Source organism: Bacillus basilensis (assembly GCF_050630465.1).
Lineage (GTDB): Bacteria > Bacillota > Bacilli > Bacillales > Bacillaceae_G > Bacillus_A > Bacillus_A basilensis.
This window is the reverse complement of record NZ_JBNTQO010000021.1, coordinates 38,399-55,659: the sequence shown is the minus strand read 5'-3', so window position 1 is coordinate 55,659 and position 17,261 is coordinate 38,399. Positions and strand designations below refer to the sequence as shown.

General features: G+C 36.6%; 18 protein-coding genes and 1 riboswitch. Of the genes, 13 read left to right on the top strand and 5 right to left on the bottom strand.

The annotated features are described in order from the left end of the window. Nucleotides 1–18 precede the first annotated feature (18 nt). Complete coding sequence (locus ACQVV1_RS26000) at nucleotides 19–168, top strand: hypothetical protein (protein ID WP_000521647.1); 150 nt, start codon at nucleotides 19–21, stop codon at nucleotides 166–168. Nucleotides 169–400: 232 nt separating this feature from the next. Here ACQVV1_RS26000 and ACQVV1_RS25995 read toward each other — a convergent pair whose 3' ends face one another. Next, on the bottom strand, nucleotides 401–964 hold the full coding sequence (locus tag ACQVV1_RS25995; protein WP_199677701.1) for a cysteine hydrolase family protein: 564 nt from the start codon (nucleotides 962–964) through the stop codon (nucleotides 401–403). Nucleotides 965–1,205: 241 nt separating this feature from the next. Further along, nucleotides 1,206–1,311, top strand: a riboswitch (SAM riboswitch). 123 nt (nucleotides 1,312–1,434) lie between these two features. Between ACQVV1_RS25995 and ACQVV1_RS25990 the strand changes: the two genes are divergently transcribed. The 3 genes from ACQVV1_RS25990 to ACQVV1_RS25980 are packed head-to-tail and all read left to right on the top strand — an operon-like array spanning nucleotide 1,435 to nucleotide 3,985. Then, nucleotides 1,435–2,454: a methionine ABC transporter ATP-binding protein gene (locus tag ACQVV1_RS25990; RefSeq protein WP_199677702.1), complete on the top strand. Its 1,020-nt coding sequence runs from the start codon at nucleotides 1,435–1,437 to the stop codon at nucleotides 2,452–2,454. Next, nucleotides 2,444–3,109 carry a methionine ABC transporter permease gene (locus ACQVV1_RS25985; RefSeq protein WP_431169709.1) on the top strand — a complete coding sequence of 222 codons (666 nt, stop codon included), beginning with the start codon at nucleotides 2,444–2,446 and terminating at the stop codon, nucleotides 3,107–3,109. Before ACQVV1_RS25990 ends, ACQVV1_RS25985 begins: the two co-directional genes overlap by 11 nt. Nucleotides 3,110–3,130: 21 nt before the next feature. Continuing rightward, a complete protein-coding gene (locus tag ACQVV1_RS25980; protein WP_199677703.1) occupies nucleotides 3,131–3,985 on the top strand; it encodes a MetQ/NlpA family ABC transporter substrate-binding protein in 855 nt (284 codons plus the stop codon). 171 nt (nucleotides 3,986–4,156) lie between these two features. On the opposite strand, the gene ACQVV1_RS25975 is transcribed toward ACQVV1_RS25980, so the two are convergent. From ACQVV1_RS25975 to ACQVV1_RS25960, 4 genes are all read right to left on the bottom strand, one after another. Further along, the gene (locus ACQVV1_RS25975; protein ID WP_431169708.1) at nucleotides 4,157–4,624 is read right to left on the bottom strand and encodes an HXXEE domain-containing protein; all 468 of its coding nucleotides are present in this window, start codon (nucleotides 4,622–4,624) and stop codon (nucleotides 4,157–4,159) included. 58 nt (nucleotides 4,625–4,682) lie between these two features. Next, complete coding sequence (locus ACQVV1_RS25970; protein WP_199677704.1) at nucleotides 4,683–4,874, bottom strand: DUF3926 domain-containing protein; 192 nt, start codon at nucleotides 4,872–4,874, stop codon at nucleotides 4,683–4,685. After that, entirely contained in the window at nucleotides 4,867–6,048 is a 1,182-nt protein-coding gene (locus ACQVV1_RS25965) for an ArsA family ATPase (protein ID WP_199677705.1), read from the bottom strand. The genes ACQVV1_RS25970 and ACQVV1_RS25965 overlap by 8 nt, the downstream gene beginning before the upstream one ends. 76 nt (nucleotides 6,049–6,124) lie before the next feature. Next, entirely contained in the window at nucleotides 6,125–6,607 is a 483-nt protein-coding gene (locus tag ACQVV1_RS25960) for a MarR family winged helix-turn-helix transcriptional regulator (protein ID WP_063221576.1), read from the bottom strand. A gap of 231 nt (nucleotides 6,608–6,838) precedes the next feature. Between ACQVV1_RS25960 and ACQVV1_RS25955 the strand changes: the two genes are divergently transcribed. The 9 genes from ACQVV1_RS25955 to gabD all read left to right on the top strand — a co-directional run bounded on the left by ACQVV1_RS25955 (nucleotide 6,839) and on the right by gabD (nucleotide 17,216). Continuing rightward, a complete protein-coding gene (locus ACQVV1_RS25955; RefSeq protein WP_001254393.1) occupies nucleotides 6,839–7,075 on the top strand; it encodes a YiaA/YiaB family inner membrane protein in 237 nt (78 codons plus the stop codon). A 141-nt stretch (nucleotides 7,076–7,216) separates the two neighbouring features. Next, the gene (gene gatC / locus ACQVV1_RS25950; RefSeq protein ID WP_000086999.1) at nucleotides 7,217–7,507 is read left to right on the top strand and encodes an Asp-tRNA(Asn)/Glu-tRNA(Gln) amidotransferase subunit GatC; all 291 of its coding nucleotides are present in this window, start codon (nucleotides 7,217–7,219) and stop codon (nucleotides 7,505–7,507) included. Between the two features lie 15 nt (nucleotides 7,508–7,522). Next, the gene (gene gatA / locus ACQVV1_RS25945; RefSeq protein WP_000051449.1) at nucleotides 7,523–8,980 is read left to right on the top strand and encodes an Asp-tRNA(Asn)/Glu-tRNA(Gln) amidotransferase subunit GatA; all 1,458 of its coding nucleotides are present in this window, start codon (nucleotides 7,523–7,525) and stop codon (nucleotides 8,978–8,980) included. Between the two features lie 14 nt (nucleotides 8,981–8,994). Further along, a complete protein-coding gene (gene gatB / locus ACQVV1_RS25940) occupies nucleotides 8,995–10,422 on the top strand; it encodes an Asp-tRNA(Asn)/Glu-tRNA(Gln) amidotransferase subunit GatB (protein WP_001047683.1) in 1,428 nt (475 codons plus the stop codon). Nucleotides 10,423–10,980: 558 nt separating this feature from the next. Further along, nucleotides 10,981–11,886 (top strand): diacylglycerol kinase, encoded by a 906-nt coding sequence (locus ACQVV1_RS25935; RefSeq protein WP_000977671.1) that lies wholly within the window; start codon nucleotides 10,981–10,983, stop codon nucleotides 11,884–11,886. Between the two features lie 137 nt (nucleotides 11,887–12,023). Beyond that, nucleotides 12,024–12,770: an HAD family hydrolase gene (locus ACQVV1_RS25930; RefSeq protein ID WP_063221577.1), complete on the top strand. Its 747-nt coding sequence runs from the start codon at nucleotides 12,024–12,026 to the stop codon at nucleotides 12,768–12,770. A gap of 154 nt (nucleotides 12,771–12,924) precedes the next feature. Continuing rightward, nucleotides 12,925–14,289: a 4-aminobutyrate--2-oxoglutarate transaminase gene (gene gabT / locus ACQVV1_RS25925; protein ID WP_431169707.1), complete on the top strand. Its 1,365-nt coding sequence runs from the start codon at nucleotides 12,925–12,927 to the stop codon at nucleotides 14,287–14,289. A 115-nt stretch (nucleotides 14,290–14,404) separates the two neighbouring features. Beyond that, nucleotides 14,405–15,772, top strand: coding sequence for a sigma-54 interaction domain-containing protein (locus tag ACQVV1_RS25920; protein ID WP_242256137.1), 1,368 nt, complete (start codon nucleotides 14,405–14,407; stop codon nucleotides 15,770–15,772). Further along, entirely contained in the window at nucleotides 15,765–17,216 is a 1,452-nt protein-coding gene (gabD, locus tag ACQVV1_RS25915) for an NADP-dependent succinate-semialdehyde dehydrogenase (RefSeq protein WP_242256135.1), read from the top strand. Before ACQVV1_RS25920 ends, gabD begins: the two co-directional genes overlap by 8 nt. The last annotated feature ends 45 nt before the right edge of the window (nucleotides 17,217–17,261 follow it).

Here is a 17,261-nt window from a genome sequence, read left to right as displayed (position 1 = left end):
GAGAAGTAGGTGAACAAAATGGGAAAATATCAATTAGATTACAAAGGCCAGGTAGCTGTCGCAAAGTTTCATGAAAAGCAGACGCCTGCCAAATTTGATAAAAAGCAGCAAATTGAAAAATTGCGTGCGGAGTATTTGAAAAAGAAACAGAAACAAACAGATAAATAATAGGGGAAAGTAGTTAATTTGAATTCGAATTAGAGCTACCATATATTACTATTTGGTAAGTGAAACTTGCTAAACCCTATTAATATCGGGATAAACATGTAAATAGAAATAAAATAACGAGAAAAGTTGACTTATTAGTCATATTTTTTAGTATTCATTTTGAAAATTTCCTGTATAATACAATTTGAAAGAAAATCTATGGTTTGACAAGAAACACTCTTTTCGGTTTTGCTCACTGAAGAGAGTGTTTTTTTGTGGCTAAAAACTCCTCTGTACTCATTACATTTGCATATACTCCATTTAAACTAGCCAAAATTGTGTTATGAATATAAACGGCTGGTATAGTAGCATTCTTAAAAGAAAGATCTTTTGTAGCGCAAGCATCATGTATAACAGTACATTGAAAGCCGAAATCAAAAGCAGCTCTTACGGTAGCGTCAATACACATATGAGTCATCATCCCGCATATGACGACGTGCTCAATGTCTAAACGTTGTAATTGTTCTAGAAGATCAGTTTCGCGGAAACTATTTGGGTAATGTTTGAGTATAACGGTTTCTTCTCTAAGTGGACGTACGCTTTCATGAATATGCACACCTTCTGTATTGGGCAGGAAAAAAGTAGCATCATCTTTTATTGCTACATGTTGGATATGAAAAATAGGTTCATTTTTCTTTCTAAAGAGTTGTAGTAGCTGACGGGCATATGCGCTTGCTTCTACTGGATTACGCAATTCCATCTTTCCGTGTGGAAAATAATCATTTTGAATATCAACGAGTAAAAGGGCTGTTTTCATATATTTATCTTCCTCCGATTTCATATTCAAATAATGGTATTCAATTAGTAGAGAAGATTATCCTTTTAAAAAATATGCAGGAGGAGAATTTTACATAACTTTAAAGGTTACTATTTTATTATGAAATTTCATCTGAAAATTTTAATAAAGGGATAATTAATATTTTTCTAAAAAATGTATTGACTCTTATTATTCTGAGTTCTATAATGAGAATTAATTAAACGACAATTAAATCGATACATTCTTATCCAGAGAGGTGGAGGGACTGGCCCTACGATACCTCAGCAACGGGTTTTTTAATACCGTGCTAACTCCAGCAAGTCTATGAAAGGCTTGGAAGATGAGAAGATGTGACCGAGTACATATAAGTGCTCTCCTTCTTATCTTTATGGTTGATAAGAAGGAGAGCACTTTTTATTTTACCTCGAAAGCTCTACTTCAAGTTTTTACAGCAAATAGGAGGGGAAAAAATGATTTCTTTTAACAATGTAAGTAAAGTGTATGAATCAGGTGAGCAATCTGTTCATGCTGTGGAGGATGTAACGTTATCCGTTGAGAAAGGTGAAATTTTTGGCATTATCGGTTTTAGTGGAGCTGGAAAGAGTACGTTATTACGTCTAGTAAACATGTTAGAGAGACCAACGGCAGGAACGATTTCAATAGATAATAAAGATATTACATCATTATCGACGAAAGAATTACGGAAGCTAAGACAAAGAATCGGGATGATTTTTCAAAGCTTTAATTTATTTAATTCAAGAACAGTGTTTGGGAATATTGCTTATCCATTAAAGTTAGCGAAAGTACCAAAGAATGAGATAAAAGAAAGAGTAAATGAACTGCTGAAGTTTGTAGGGTTAGAAGATAAGGCAAACAATTACCCAGAGCAGCTATCAGGCGGACAAAAGCAGCGTGTAGGTATTGCTAGAGCACTTGCAACATCACCAGATATTCTTATATGTGATGAGGCAACATCAGCTTTAGATCCAGAAACAACAACAGAGATATTAAACCTATTAAAAAAAGTAAATCGAGAATATAATTTAACAATTCTTCTTATTACACATGAAATGCATGTTGTGAAAGAAATTTGTCACCGTGTAGCTGTGATGGAAAAAGGAAAAGTAATTGAAGAAGGAAAATTGTTTGACGTGTTCACACAACCAAAAACAAAAACGACTCAAAACTTTGTACGTTCTGTTATTAATGATCATTTACCAGAAAGTGTTCTAGCGAAAATTCAAAATGGTGGTCAGATTTATCGTCTAACATTTACTGGTGAGGAGACAGGTCAACCAGTACTATCGTATATCGCAAAAAACTATAACGTCGATGTAAACGTACTGTACGGAAATATTATTGAACTTCAAAATGTGCTATTTGGAAATCTTCTTGTAGAATTGCAAGGTGAACAGAGGGAGATTCAAAAAGCATTACAACATCTAAGACTGCAAGTGCAGCTGAAGGAGGTAGAAGCTCATGCGAGTTGATTGGAGTATATTTTGGCCTCGCATAGTAGATGCGACGGGAGATACCCTCTTAATGGTAATCGTAACCCTTATATTTGCTACAATTCTTGGTATACCCCTAGGTTTACTATTATATGTAACGAGAAAAGGAAACTTTTTAGAAAATAAATGGGTCTTTTCTATTCTTAATATCATTATTAATACAATTCGTCCGGTTCCATTCATCATCTTCTTAGTAGCTTTAAGCCCACTAACAAGAAGTATTATCGGAACGACGATTGGAACAGCAGCAGCAATTTTCCCAATGACGTTAGTGGCTTCGATTGGTATTGCTCGAATGGTTGAAACAAATCTTGTTTCAGTTCCAAAGGGAGTTATTGAAGCAGCTCAAGCAATGGGTGCTTCACCATTTAGAATTGTTTTTGAAATTCTTGTGCCAGAAGCGTTAGCGCCATTGATTTTAGGTGTTACGTTTATGACAGTTGGTTTAATTGAATTCTCTGCAGTTGCTGGACTTGTCGGTGGTGGCGGTCTTGGTGACTTAGCGATGACATATGGTTATCAACGTTTTGATACATCAGTTATGTTCGTAACGGTCGTTTTACTTATTATTCTCGTACAGGTAGCTCAAAACTTAGGAAACTACTTTGCGAAAGTCTTTTTACGCAGATCATAAAAAGGAAGAGGGGAAAAGAAAATGAAGAAAATTTTAGCATTTGCATTATCAGCGATTGTAGGTGTTTCAGCATTAAGCGGCTGCTCAAGTGGAGACACGGGGGCAGGAGCGAAAGAAAAAGTAGTTCGCGTCGGTGTAACTGGAACGGATGGAGACGCTTGGGAAATTTTAAAGAAAAAAGCTGAAAAAGAAGGAATTAAAATTAAACTGGTTGAGTTCTCTGATTACACAACGCCAAATAAAGCGTTAGCTGATGGAGATATTGAATTAAACTCATTCCAGCACGTTGCTTTCTTAGAGCAATTTAAAAAAGAGCATAAGTTAGATATTACAGCTGTTGGTACAACGCAAATTGCACCGATGGGCTTATACTCTGAGAAACATAAGAAGGCAAACGAAATTCCAGATGGTTCAGAAATTGCGATTCCAAATGATCCAACGAACCAAGCCCGTGCATTAAAACTTCTTGATGCAGCCGGATTATTAAAGCTTAAGAAAGACTTTGGCTTATTTGGAGATCCAAGTGGTATCGCTGAAAATCCGAAGAAGTTAAAAATCACACCGGTTATCGCACAGCAAACACCTCGTGTATTAAAAGATGTAGCAGCTTCAGTTATTAATAACGGTGTTGCTGGTCAAGCTGGATTAGACCCAGCGAAGGATCCCATTTTCTTAGAAGATCCAAAGAATGAAAATGCGAAGCCATATATTAATATTTTCGCAGCTCGTACGAAAGATAAGGATGATCCAACACTGAAAAAAGTAATTGAACTATATCATTCAAAAGAAGTAACAGATGCAATTAAGAAAGAAACAAATGATGGTTCCATTTCAGTAGATCTTTCACTTGATGAGATTGAAAAAATTGTAAAATAATCATTGGGTTTAATGAACTAACAGAAGGAACCCCTCCGCTGTTAGTTCGTTCAACATATAATCTACTTAACAAACAAACCCTAATTCTGTACCTTCCAATTCTGTATAACGTAGAATCCAACGTTTGTTAAGTAGAGTAATGGACCAGGAGTTTTCCGGGTCTTTTTTTTGTTACTGAAAGTAGCTAGCGAGTAGTAAGATAATCCAAATTATAATGGGATAAGAAAATAAGCTGAAAATGAGTGTAATTACGAATTGCTTTTTATGAATTAAGTATTTTTGGGATGAAAAAAAGGAAATAGAAAAAATAGCAATGAAAACTGCAGATATTACGCCAGGATTATAAGAACGATAAATAAAAAACAAAATAATATGTTGAATAGAGTTGAAGAAGATAGCCCCTTGTATAAAAATAATCCAGTATATAGAAGACAAGAAGTTCAGTTGGTATAGAAAGACGATAAGTAAGACAAAGAGAGTCAATACAGAAATCGCAATGAAAAATTGCTGGTTAGTTATAAAAGTAATTGAAAATTGATTAGCAAGATATTGTGGCATTTGGAAAGATTCTTCAAGGTTATGAATAAAAAATAATAAGGGAATAGTCCAAAGCATAATAGTGGAATTTTTTTTCGACAACTTACATCACTCCAATATGGAGATAGAAAGCCTAGAAAGGCCCTCTATCCAGAGATGTTCATTCAATTATAATACTTTTTAAATTATCTTCAGGATGCTCTTGTTCTTGCGGATAAGCAGCTAGCTCCTCTTGTAAAATATTTAGCATTTGCTTAGCTGATTGTTGGATTGGGGCGGGTAACTCTTCTAATATATGCATACCGACTTTTATTTTTGTACGAATTACCTTCCTTAGTAGTTCCTCACGCATGCACTACACCTCCAAATCGAATGTTTAGTACATCATCTTCAAACTTAGCCCCTTGAATAGAAAGGTGCGTTAATATTTTTGGTAATGTGATGTTCCGTTTAACAGAACCAGCTCGAATGATAAGCTCATCACCTTTTTGATTTAATACTAGCTCACTTTTGTTTGAGAAGGGAATGGACAGAACGAAAATATATTCATCGCCATCTTTTTTTACATATTGTGTGCGGCCGTTAAATTTCACTTCAGTAGGACAATGATCAGTTTTAAATAGAGCATCTCCTACACGCTCTAACATGGGCAAACCAACAACTTCTTGTTCAAACATTGGAGCTTCGTAAATAGGAAGTGGATTAAAACTATCTTGAATTAATGTTTTATATTTCTTTTGGGTATCTTTCCATGCTTGGAAATAAGGATCGGTGACAGTGTTAGGAATGACGCGGTTAACCATAATGGCATCTACGTTATAATCGTATAAGTTTAAATAAGTAAAGCTACGCTGGGCCTCTTTAATGACCATTTTTTCAGGATTTACAACGATGCGGATACTTGTTACTTCTCGGTTTGATAAAATATCTCTCATTTCTCCAAGCTGTTCAAGTGTATTTGTTAATTCGTCCATAATATCATCGGTTGGAAGGGGAACACCAAGAAGTGGTTGGGCTACAGGGCGAACAACTTTTAAAACTTTTCTTTTAATAGGAAAGAGTTTTTCCATCCACCAGCCGAGCATGTCTGGAAAGCTGAGCATTGCTAATGTTTCTCCTGTTGGAGCACAATCAATGATAATGACATCATATGTTTTTTGTTTATAATAATCGAGTACGCGAAGTAAGCTAATTAAATCTTCCATACCAGGAAACATCGTTAACTCTTCTGTTGTAATATCATCAGCTGCTTTGGAAGTGAATAGCAAGGTAATGTATTTCTGTAACTTTCCCCAGCCTTTTTCCATTTCATAAATCGTATTAATCTCTTGTGCCCATAAATTTTCGCGGATTTCTAATGGCTCAGAAGATAGCTTTATACCAAATGAATCTCCTAAACTATGAGCAGGATCTGTACTCATTACTAAAGTTTTTAATCCTTGTTTTGCGCTTTGAAGTGCTGTTGCTGCTGAAATGCTAGTTTTTCCTACGCCGCCTTTACCTGTATACAAAATAATTCTCATCATTCATGTCCCCTTTGTTTCGAATATCGAATATTACGAGTGTCGAAATAAATGATTGAATAAAAACCCAGCTAGGGATTTATTCAATCGGAATGTTTTTTATTTTAGGTGTAGAAACCTTTTCTTCTGTTTTTTGCTGTGACGTAGCAATGTGATTCATGATCTTTTGGAAGATTTGTAGTAAGAATGCTTTTTCTTCTTCTGATAATGCTTCTGTTACTAAGCTAAAGTAATGGGCCGCATTTTGTTTTACTTCTTGAACGAGCATTACGCCGTTTTCTGTTAACCGAATTAATACAATACGTCGGTCGTTCTCATCACGGTAGCGTTCAATATATCCCTTTTTTACAAGGCGATTTACAACGCCCGTCGTTGTACTCATCGGTATATCAAGAAGGTCAGCAATTTTCGTCATTGTAATATCTGTATTTCGTTCCATCCAAAGTAAACAAAATACTTCTGTTTTAGAAAGTGTTAAATCTAGGCTTACCCATTCTTCAGGATAAAAAAGTTTCTTGGCGTTATCTAGCAGTAAGTCTAAAAAATGTTCATATTGCAACAATTAATTCCACTCCCGTATATTTCGAGATTCGTAATATTTATTTTTATTTTATGTAGAATAGAAATAATTGTCAATGATTTTAATTGTTTTTTCAGATTAGGCAGAAAACTACCTTTAAAATAGTATTCTTTTATGATAGATTTATAAATATAAAACTAGAATTTACATAAAAATCCATCATGGTAAATATACTTATCTATAATGGGTATACAGCTAACGAGGGGGAGAACGATGAGAAGACGTAATACGCAAGCGTTCACGTTTTTAGCATGGACTTCATTTGTTTGTGCGCTTTCAGGTATGCTAATTGGGATTTATACGTTAGATGAAACGCTTAGTGTAAAAGGATACTATTTAATTGGAACATTATTTTTAACGATGTCTTGTTTTGTATTACAAAAAACAATTCGTGATAATGAAGAAGATAACGAGAGATTTCCGAAAAATAAACCGTTAGATAAAGAGTAAATTGTAAAGAAAGGCGTTTGCCTTTCTTTTTTTATGTAAAAATGGCGTAAGTGCTGTGTGTTGACTTGCTTGAAGTACTGAAAATTTGGTATCATCAATAGTATTGTAGATTGAACGATATATTATGGAGGTGGCCTAGCCGTGTCAAGAATTTCCGTTGAGAATGTAAAGCACGTAGCACATTTAGCACGTCTTGCAATTACTGATCAAGAAGCAGAAAAATTTCAAAAACAACTAGATGCAATTGTTACATTTGCAGAACAGTTAAATGAATTAGATACAACAGACGTAAAACCAACAACTCATGTATTAACTATGAAAAATGTTATGCGTGAAGATGTACCAGAAAAAGGTTTACCAGTAGAAGAAGTATTAAAAAATGCACCGGATCACAAAGATAATCAAATCCGTGTTCCAGCAGTATTAGAATAGAGGAGGGGAATTTCGATGTCATTATTTGATCATTCAGTATCAGAGTTACATAAGAAATTAAACAACAAAGAAATTTCCGTTACGGATTTAGTAGAAGAATCTTACAAACGTATTGCGGATGTTGAAGATAACGTAAAAGCTTTTCTTACATTAGATGAAGAAAATGCACGCGCGAAAGCGAAAGAATTAGACGCGAAAATTGGCGCTGAAGATAATGGTTTATTATTCGGTATGCCAATTGGTGTAAAAGATAACATTGTAACTAACGGTCTTCGTACAACTTGTGCGAGCAAAATGTTAGCAAACTTCGATCCAATTTATGATGCGACAGTTGTGCAAAAGCTAAAAGCTGCTGACACAGTTACAATCGGTAAGTTAAATATGGACGAGTTCGCAATGGGTTCTTCAAATGAAAACTCAGGTTTCTATGCTACGAAAAATCCATGGAACTTAGACTACGTTCCAGGTGGATCTAGTGGTGGTTCTGCAGCAGCTGTAGCAGCAGGAGAAGTATTATTCTCTCTAGGTTCTGATACGGGTGGTTCTATCCGTCAACCAGCTGCATATTGCGGCGTTGTAGGTTTAAAACCAACTTACGGACGCGTATCTCGTTACGGATTAGTAGCATTCGCATCTTCACTTGACCAAATCGGACCGATTACACGTACAGTAGAAGATAATGCATACTTATTGCAAGCTATTTCAGGTATTGACCGCATGGATGCAACTTCTGCAAACGTTGAAGTAGGAAACTACTTAGCTGGTTTAACAGGAGACGTTAAAGGTTTACGTATTGCTGTACCGAAAGAATACTTAGGCGAAGGTGTTGGCGAGGAAGCTCGTGAGTCAGTACTAGCTGCACTAAAAGTATTAGAAGGTATGGGCGCAACTTGGGAGGAAGTATCTCTTCCGCACTCTAAATACGCTCTAGCAACGTATTACTTACTATCTTCTTCTGAAGCATCTGCTAACCTTTCACGCTTCGATGGCGTACGTTACGGTGTTCGTTCTGATAATGTAAATAATTTATTAGACCTTTACAAAAACACACGTAGCGAAGGTTTCGGTGATGAAGTAAAACGTCGTATTATGCTTGGGACATTTGCACTTAGCTCTGGTTACTATGATGCATATTACAAAAAAGCACAACAAGTACGTACATTAATTAAAAACGACTTTGAAAATGTATTTGCTAACTACGATGTTATTATTGGACCAACAACGCCAACTCCGGCATTTAAAGTAGGCGAAAAAGTTGATGATCCAATGACAATGTATGCAAACGACATTTTAACAATCCCAGTAAACTTAGCGGGTGTTCCAGCGATTTCTGTTCCATGTGGATTCGGTGCTAACAACATGCCACTTGGTTTACAAATCATTGGTAAACACTTCGATGAAGCGACAATTTACCGCGTTGCACATGCATTTGAGCAAGCAACAGACTATCATACAAAAAAAGCAAGTCTGTAAGGAGGCGAGCATAGATGAATTTAGAAACAATTATTGGTTTAGAGGTTCACGTTGAGTTAAAAACAAATTCGAAAATTTTCTCTGCGAGTCCAACAGAATTCGGTGCGGAGCCAAATACACAAACAAGTGTAATTGACTTAGGATACCCAGGGGTACTTCCTACTTTAAATAAAGAAGCAGTTAACTTTGCAATGAAAGCTGCAATGGCATTAAACTGTGAAATCGCAACGGAAACGAAGTTCGACCGTAAAAACTATTTCTACCCAGATAATCCGAAAGCTTACCAAATTTCTCAATTCGATAAGCCAATTGGTGAAAATGGTTGGATTGAAATTGAAGTAGACGGTAAAAAGAAACGTATCGGTATTACACGTCTTCATTTAGAAGAAGATGCTGGTAAATCAACGCATACAGCTGATGGTTCATTAGTAGACTACAACCGTCAAGGTATGCCTTTAATCGAGATCGTATCTGAGCCAGATATGCGTACGCCAGAAGAAGCATATGCATACTTAGAGAAGTTAAAATCAATCATTCAATACACTGGCGTATCTGATTGTAAGATGGAAGAAGGTTCTCTACGTTGTGATGCGAACATTTCCCTTCGTCCAGTTGGGCAAGAGAAGTTCGGTACAAAAGCGGAACTGAAAAACTTAAACTCATTTACTTATGTACAAAAAGGTCTTGAGCACGAGCAAGTGCGCCAAGAGAAAGAATTGTTATCTGGTGGTATCATCCAACAAGAAACACGTCGTTACGATGAAGCAACGAAGAAAACAATCTTAATGCGTGTGAAAGAGGGGTCTGACGATTACCGTTACTTCCCAGAGCCAGACTTAGTTGAACTTTACATCGACGATGAGTGGAAAGAAGCAGTTCGTGCCTCTATTCCAGAACTTCCAGATGCACGTAAAGCTCGCTACGTTGCAGAAATTGGCTTACCAGCTTATGATGCACACGTATTAACATTAACGAAAGAGATGTCTGATTTCTTTGAAGCAACTGTTGCAGACGGTGCTGATGCGAAATTAACATCAAACTGGTTAATGGGTGAAGTGCTTGCATACTTAAATAAACAACAAAAAGAATTAAAAGACGTTGCATTAACGCCTGCTGGTTTATCTAAAATGGTTCAATTAATTGAAAAAGGTACAATTTCTTCTAAAATCGCGAAGAAAGTATTTAACGAATTAATTGAAAAAGGTGGAGACCCAGAGGAAATCGTTAAAGCGAAGGGTCTTGTTCAAATTTCTGATGAGGGTACACTTCGTAAAGTTGTAACAGAAATTCTTGATAATAATGAGCAATCTATCGAAGACTTTAAAAACGGTAAAGACCGTGCAATTGGCTTCTTAGTTGGTCAAATTATGAAAGCTACAAAAGGACAAGCAAATCCACCGCTTGTTAACAAAATCTTACTTGAAGAGATTAATAAGCGATAATAGTAGTAGCTTTTAAAGATTAAGCAGAAAAACACCCATACATGGGTGTTTTTCTAGGTTAATCAAACGTTTGTTTAAATGAGAGAAAATCGTTTAAACAAACGTTTGATTAACTGTCAAAAGTGGAAAAATGTTTGTATAGCAACTATGGTATGATAGTTGCAAAAAGGTGGGAATAATGATAAATCTAAACATAGAGGTTTTTTTCATCTCATGAAATAATAGATAGTTATTATTCGTTATATGTAAATTTTTATGGAAGAATGGATAGAAATAAAGTGAAACTTTAATCAGTAGGAGATTCATCCACCACTGATTATTAGCCCTCACCAATTGGGCATTTACTGCCCGCAAATAGCGGGATAAATTTTTGAGTCAAATAAAAAAACCATTGAAATGAATATTTACTTTTGATGGACTACACGAATCGGGTTCTTACTGCCTGTTTGAGCGGGATAAAAGAAGGATAGGAAGATGAGAGGAGGTAGGCATGGGAATACTGAATAGAAGTTCGGTATGTTCTTTTTCAATATATAAAGAAATTTCCTGTGCTAATAAATGATGAAGCGAGCAAGAATTATTTATAATCCTACTTCTGGGCGTGAGCTATTTAAGAAGAGCTTACCAGAAGTATTACAAAAATTAGAACAAGCTGGATATGAAGCGTCTTGTCATGCAACAACCGGTCCTGGAGATGCAACCGTGGCGGCGAGGCAAGCTGCGGATCGTAAATTTGATGTTGTTATTGCGGCTGGTGGCGACGGTACGTTAAATGAAGTGGTCAATGGTTTAGTAGGACATGAGCATCGTCCGAAGTTTGGAATTATTCCAGTTGGAACGACAAATGACTTTGCACGAGCAATCGGTGTACCTCGTTCTATTGAAGAGGCAGCGGATATTATTTGCGAAGGAAAAACAGTACCATTAGACCTTGGTAGAGCGAACGATACATATTTCATTAACATCGCTGGTGGTGGCCGTATTACCGAATTAACATATGAAGTACCGAGTAAGCTAAAAACGGTATTAGGCCAACTTGCTTACTATTTAAAAGGAATCGAAATGTTACCGTCATTACATCCAACATATGTTGAAATTGAGTATGATGGAAAATTACTACAAGAAGAAATTACGATGTTTTTAATTACGAATACTCGTTCAGTGGGCGGTTTTGAAAAGGTAGCACCATATGCATCAATTAATGATGGATTATTTGATTTATTAGTGCTGAAAAAAGGTTCTATCGCTGACTTAATTAAAGCAGCAACACAAGCGCAGCGTGGTGAACATATTAACAATCCAAAAGTGCTGTACACACAAGCAAATCGAATTAAAGTACATTCACCAGATAAACTAATGATTAATTTAGATGGTGAATACGGTGGAGATGCACCGATGGAATTCGAAAATATATATCATTGTCTTGAACTATTTGTTCCTGAACATCAAGAGGATGCCCTGTAAAGGCATCCTTTTTATTATATAGAGGAATTGTAAATTGGAAGTTAGTTTGATTTTTATGGTATTTTTACAATTCGTTTATTTTATATCCATACTTTATTGATACACTGGAGGAGATAAGAAACGAGAGGTAGGATGCTATGGAGAAGGTAAAGGCAATACTATTTGATAAAGATGGAACATTAATGGATTTTCACTCAATTTGGATAAAAGTAGCTGAAGAACTTGTGGCTGAATGTATAAAATTATATCAACTTCCACAGTCAATGCAGCCTACTTTATTAAAGGAAATCGGCGTGGAGGGGGTGGTTGTGAACCCTCGTAGCGCAATAGCGGCAGGAACAAGCCTTGATGTTGCAAAGGGGCTTTGTAAGTATATTCCGTCATCTAAAGAAGAGGAGATGCACCATTGGGTAAGTGAGAAGTTATTTTCCCTTATGTACGAACATCGTTCCTATATGAGAATGACGGCGGATTTACCGAGAATTTTACAAAGTTTAAAGGATAGAGGATTTATTTTAGGTGTTGTTACAGCTGATGATTTCGCACCGACAGAATTATTTTTAAAACAGTATCAATTAGAGTCTTATTTTGATTATGTTGTAGCTTCGGATACGTTTCCAGCACAAAAACCAGATAAAAGAATTGTAGAATCGTTTTGTGAAAGGTTTCATCTAGAGGCATGTGAAGTGGCAGTCGTTGGAGATACACCAACTGATTTATATTTAGCTAAAAATGGCGGCGATTGCTATGCGATTGGAGTACTGTCTGGCACAGGAGATCGTCAAACATTAGAACCACTTGCAGATTTAGTAGTACAATCTGTTGGGGATTTTATTTCTTATTCAGGTGAGTTTATTTGGGAACAAGGAAAGTCTAATGTGTAAGAAAAATAAGTCTATAGGGACTCTTAATGAGTCTTTATAGACTTATTTTTTATGTTGAAATAGAAGGCATGTAGGATGAATGTTGGAAAAGAATGTTGGCATACATTTTGCAATAAAAAGAGAAAACAATGTAAAGAAAAGGATGGGGTACGTAATGAACACAAAAAAATTTGCTAAAGTAAATGAACAAATTCCTGGACCGAAAGCGGCGTCTTTGTTAGAACGCCGCCAAAATATAGTACCAAAAGGAGTAAGTAACGGCATCCCAACGTTTGTACAATCTGCAAACGGTGCTCTTGTAACAGATGTTGATGGTAATCAGTATATTGACTTCGCAGGGGCAATAGGAACAATTAACGTTGGGCATTGTCATCCAGCTGTTAAAGAAGCGCTTCATAAACAAGTAGATCAATACATTCATACTGGATTTAATGTCATGATGTATGAGCCGTATATTGAATTAGCGGAAAAACTTGCGGCATTAGCGCCAGGAAGTTTTGATAAGCAAGTACTATTTTTAAATAGTGGTGCAGAAGCAGTTGAGAACGCGGTGAAAATCGCTCGTAAATATACAAAAAGACCTGGTATTATCGCATTTTCTAAAGGTTTCCACGGGCGTACATTAATGACAATGACGATGACAAGTAAAGTAAAACCATATAAATTTGGATTTGGCCCATTTGCTCCAGAAGTATATAAAGCACCATTCCCGTATGAATATCGTCGCCCAGAAGGACTAACGGAAGAGCAGTACGATGACTTTATGATTGAAGAGTTTAAGAATTTCTTCATATCAGAAGTAGCACCAGAAACACTTGCAGCTGTTGTAATGGAACCTGTTCAAGGGGAAGGCGGATTTATCGTCCCAAGTAAGAAGTTTGTGCAAGAAGTACGCAATATTTGTTCAGAACATGGCATTTTATTTGTAGCGGATGAAATTCAAACAGGATTTAGCCGTACAGGAAAGTATTTTGCTATTGATCATTATGATGTCGTTCCAGACCTAATTACGGTATCTAAATCGTTAGGTGCTGGTGTACCGATAAGTGGTGTGATTGGACGTAAAGAAATTATGAATGAGTCTGCACCGGGAGAGCTTGGCGGAACGTATGCAGGAAGCCCACTAGGATGTGCGGCAGCATTAGCAGTACTTGATGTAATAGAAAAAGAGAATTTAAATGATAGAGCGATAGAATTAGGAAAAGTCGTAATGAACCGATTCGAAGAGATGAAAAATAAATATAATTGCATCGGTGATGTGCGTGGCTTAGGAGCAATGTGTGCATTCGAGCTCGTTCAAGATCATAAGACGAAAACACCTGATAAAACGTTAACAGCTAATTTATGTACAGAAGCAAATAAACGCGGATTACTTCTATTATCAGCAGGAACATACGGTAATGTTATTCGTGTGTTAATGCCGTTAGTTATTACAGATGAGCAACTCGAGGAAGGTTTAACAATAATTGAAGAATCATTACAAGCTTGTTATGAGCAAGCAGACATCGCTCGCGTTTAAAAATTGAATGATAAATCACAAACATTCTAGCTACCTCTATATTAAATGCAGAAAATTCACTTTATAATGAAGGTAGTGAAGTGAATCGATGGATTGGAAGTTAGGGGTGGCTAGGATGGTTGCAGAAAAGGAACGAGTGTTAATGGATTTACAAGATGTATTTGAATATGCGTTTGACGAAATTTTTGTGACTGATGAAAAGGGAATCGTTGTGCGTGTAAATAGTACATGTGAAAGGCACTATCAACTAGCTGCTAAAGAGTTAGTAGGTAAACATGTAAAAGAACTACAAAAGGATGGTATCTTTTATCCATCGGCAACGTTAGAAGTAATTGAAAAAAAGAGACCGATTGAACTCGTTCAAACGACAAAATCAGGAGAGTATTTACACGTTCGTACAAGGCCTGTTTTTGATGATGAGGGAAATTTACGAAGAGTGATTAGTTACTCTCGTGATCTTACAGAACTCTACCAACTACGTCAAAAGGTAGAAGAAATGGATAATCAGTTAAAAACATATAAAAAAGAATTAAGAGAAACGTATGAGCATGAAGGACTTATTTTTAAAAGTATCGCTATGCAAAAAATAGTCGAAACAATTAAGAAGGTATCTGTAGTAGATAGTACAGTTCTCGTTTTAGGTGAGACAGGAGTAGGGAAGAGTCGATTGGTGCGTCATTTACATGAAGTGAGTAATCGGAAGAATGAAAGTTTCTATGAGATTAACTGTGCGGCTTTGCCAACGAATTTAATTGAATCAGAGCTTTTTGGATACTCAGGTGGATCTTTTACAGGTGCGAATCGTGAAGGGAAAAAAGGACTATTAGAATCGGCGCATAAGGGAACCCTTTTCTTAGATGAAATTGGCGAAATGCCGCTTGAAATTCAAGCGAAGCTTTTGCAAGTGTTACAAGAAAAAACGTTTCGCCCTATAGGCGGAAGAGAATTAAAAAAGGTGGACGTTAGAATTGTAGCGGCAACAAATAGAGATTTAAGTATGATGGTGAAACAAGGAACATTCCGGAAAGATTTATATTATCGTCTGAATGTCATTCCAATTTTAATTCCTCCACTCCGGGAAAGAACAGAAGACATCTTGCCACTCATTTATCATTATTTACAGTACTTTAACGAGAAATATGGGCGGAATGTAAAATTAGCGCCTAGCACATTGCAAATATTTGTTGGATACCCGTGGGAAGGAAATAATAGAGAAATTGAAAATGTGATTGAGCGAATTGTTATAACTGCTGACGATATTGTTACGATAGAAGATTTGCCAATAGCGATGCAAGAATCAACGGTTGAACAGTCCGGTCAAAGTCTCTATAAAATGTTAGAAGAAGTAGAACGGAATATTATTTTGAAAGCATATAAAACATATGGATCGAGTTATAAAGTAGCGGAGTTTTTAAAAATAAGCCAATCTGCTGCCACTAGGAAGATAAAGAAACTTATAGAGGAGGAAGAAAACATTGGATAAAAAAGCGACGTTTGTAAATGTAGAGAAAAAGGCGATGTATATAAATGGTGAGTGGATTACATTACAGGAGCAAATTGAAGTAAATAATCCAGCAACGAAAGAAATATTTGCGACTGTACCAAAGGGCGGGGTAACGGAGGCAAAGCAAGCTGTTGATGCTGCGCATGAAGCTTTTAAATCATGGTCAAAATTAACGGCAGCAGACCGTGCAGTGAAGTTAAAAAAATGGTTTACACTTATCGATGAAAATAAAGAAGAGATTGCAGCAATTATGACGAAAGAGCAAGGAAAGCCGTTTCTAGAGGCACTTGGTGAAGTGAATTATGCAAATAGCTTTGTTGAATGGTATGCAGAAGAAGGAAAGCGCGTATATGGTGAAATGATTCCTGCTTCGCATCCGAATAAACGTATTTTAGTTATGAAGCAACCAGTTGGGGTTATGGCAGCTATTACACCTTGGAACTTCCCAGCTGCTATGATTACGAGAAAGGTAGCTCCGGCACTTGCAGCAGGCTGTACGGCGGTTGTAAAACCAGCAAGTCAAACGCCATTGACTGCACTGAAATTAGCCGAATTAGCTCATGAAGCAGACATTCCAAAAGGGGTAATCAATATTGTAACAGGTAGTGCGAAAGCAATTGCTGATACGTGGATGGAAGATGGACGCGTTCGAAAGGTGTCCTTTACAGGATCAACGGAAATCGGGAAAGAATTAATGGCTAGTGCTGCACAAACGATGAAAAAAGTTTCGCTTGAGTTAGGTGGCCATGCTCCATTTATCGTAATGAATGATGCGGATTTAGATAAAGCAGTAGAAGCGGTAATTGGTTCGAAATTCCGTAACGCAGGACAAACGTGTATATGTACAAATCGAGTATTCGTTCAAGAAGACGTATACGAAGTATTTGTAGGGAAGTTCCAAAAGGCAGTAGAGCAGCTGAAAGTAGGAGATGGCTTCGGTGACGGAACGACTGTAGGACCGCTTATTGATGAGAATGCAGTTTCGAAAGTACAAGAACATATCGAAGATGCAGTTCGAAAAGGTGGAGAACTCTTATATGGAGGCCAACAGATTGCAGAGTTAGATGGTCACTTTATGCAACCGACTGTAATTGGGTTAGCAAATGATACGATGCTTTGTATGACTGAAGAAACATTTGGACCAGTTGCACCAGTTGCGAAATTTAAAACAGTTGAAGAAGTGATCGAAAGAGCAAATAATACACCATACGGCTTGGCTGCGTATATTTTCACGAAAGATATTAGTCAAGCATTCCAAATTAGTGAAGCGTTAGAATACGGTATTATCGGATTAAATGATGGACTTCCATCAGTTGCACAAGCACCGTTCGGTGGCTTCAAAGAGAGTGGCATTGGCCGTGAAGGAGGCCATTTCGGTATCGAAGAATATTTAGAAATTAAATATATTTCATTAGGACTATAAGTAGTATACTAGAATTTCTATAAGGTAACAGAGAAGGAGATTCTA

What these genes read in the sequence shown, in the direction of transcription:
- ACQVV1_RS26000 (WP_000521647.1), top strand. Translation starts at nt 19, where the DNA reads ATGGGAAAATATCAATTAGATTACAAAGGCCAGGTAGCTGTCGCAAAG.
- ACQVV1_RS25995 (WP_199677701.1), bottom strand. Translation starts at nt 964, where the DNA reads ATGAAAACAGCCCTTTTACTCGTTGATATTCAAAATGATTATTTTCCA.
- ACQVV1_RS25990 (WP_199677702.1), top strand. Translation starts at nt 1,435, where the DNA reads ATGATTTCTTTTAACAATGTAAGTAAAGTGTATGAATCAGGTGAGCAA.
- ACQVV1_RS25985 (WP_431169709.1), top strand. Translation starts at nt 2,444, where the DNA reads ATGCGAGTTGATTGGAGTATATTTTGGCCTCGCATAGTAGATGCGACG.
- ACQVV1_RS25980 (WP_199677703.1), top strand. Translation starts at nt 3,131, where the DNA reads ATGAAGAAAATTTTAGCATTTGCATTATCAGCGATTGTAGGTGTTTCA.
- ACQVV1_RS25970 (WP_199677704.1), bottom strand. Translation starts at nt 4,874, where the DNA reads ATGCGTGAGGAACTACTAAGGAAGGTAATTCGTACAAAAATAAAAGTC.
- ACQVV1_RS25965 (WP_199677705.1), bottom strand. Translation starts at nt 6,048, where the DNA reads ATGATGAGAATTATTTTGTATACAGGTAAAGGCGGCGTAGGAAAAACT.
- ACQVV1_RS25955 (WP_001254393.1), top strand. Translation starts at nt 6,839, where the DNA reads ATGAGAAGACGTAATACGCAAGCGTTCACGTTTTTAGCATGGACTTCA.
- gatA (WP_000051449.1), top strand. Translation starts at nt 7,523, where the DNA reads ATGTCATTATTTGATCATTCAGTATCAGAGTTACATAAGAAATTAAAC.
- gatB (WP_001047683.1), top strand. Translation starts at nt 8,995, where the DNA reads ATGAATTTAGAAACAATTATTGGTTTAGAGGTTCACGTTGAGTTAAAA.
- ACQVV1_RS25935 (WP_000977671.1), top strand. Translation starts at nt 10,981, where the DNA reads ATGATGAAGCGAGCAAGAATTATTTATAATCCTACTTCTGGGCGTGAG.
- ACQVV1_RS25930 (WP_063221577.1), top strand. Translation starts at nt 12,024, where the DNA reads ATGGAGAAGGTAAAGGCAATACTATTTGATAAAGATGGAACATTAATG.
- gabT (WP_431169707.1), top strand. Translation starts at nt 12,925, where the DNA reads ATGAACACAAAAAAATTTGCTAAAGTAAATGAACAAATTCCTGGACCG.
- ACQVV1_RS25920 (WP_242256137.1), top strand. Translation starts at nt 14,405, where the DNA reads ATGGTTGCAGAAAAGGAACGAGTGTTAATGGATTTACAAGATGTATTT.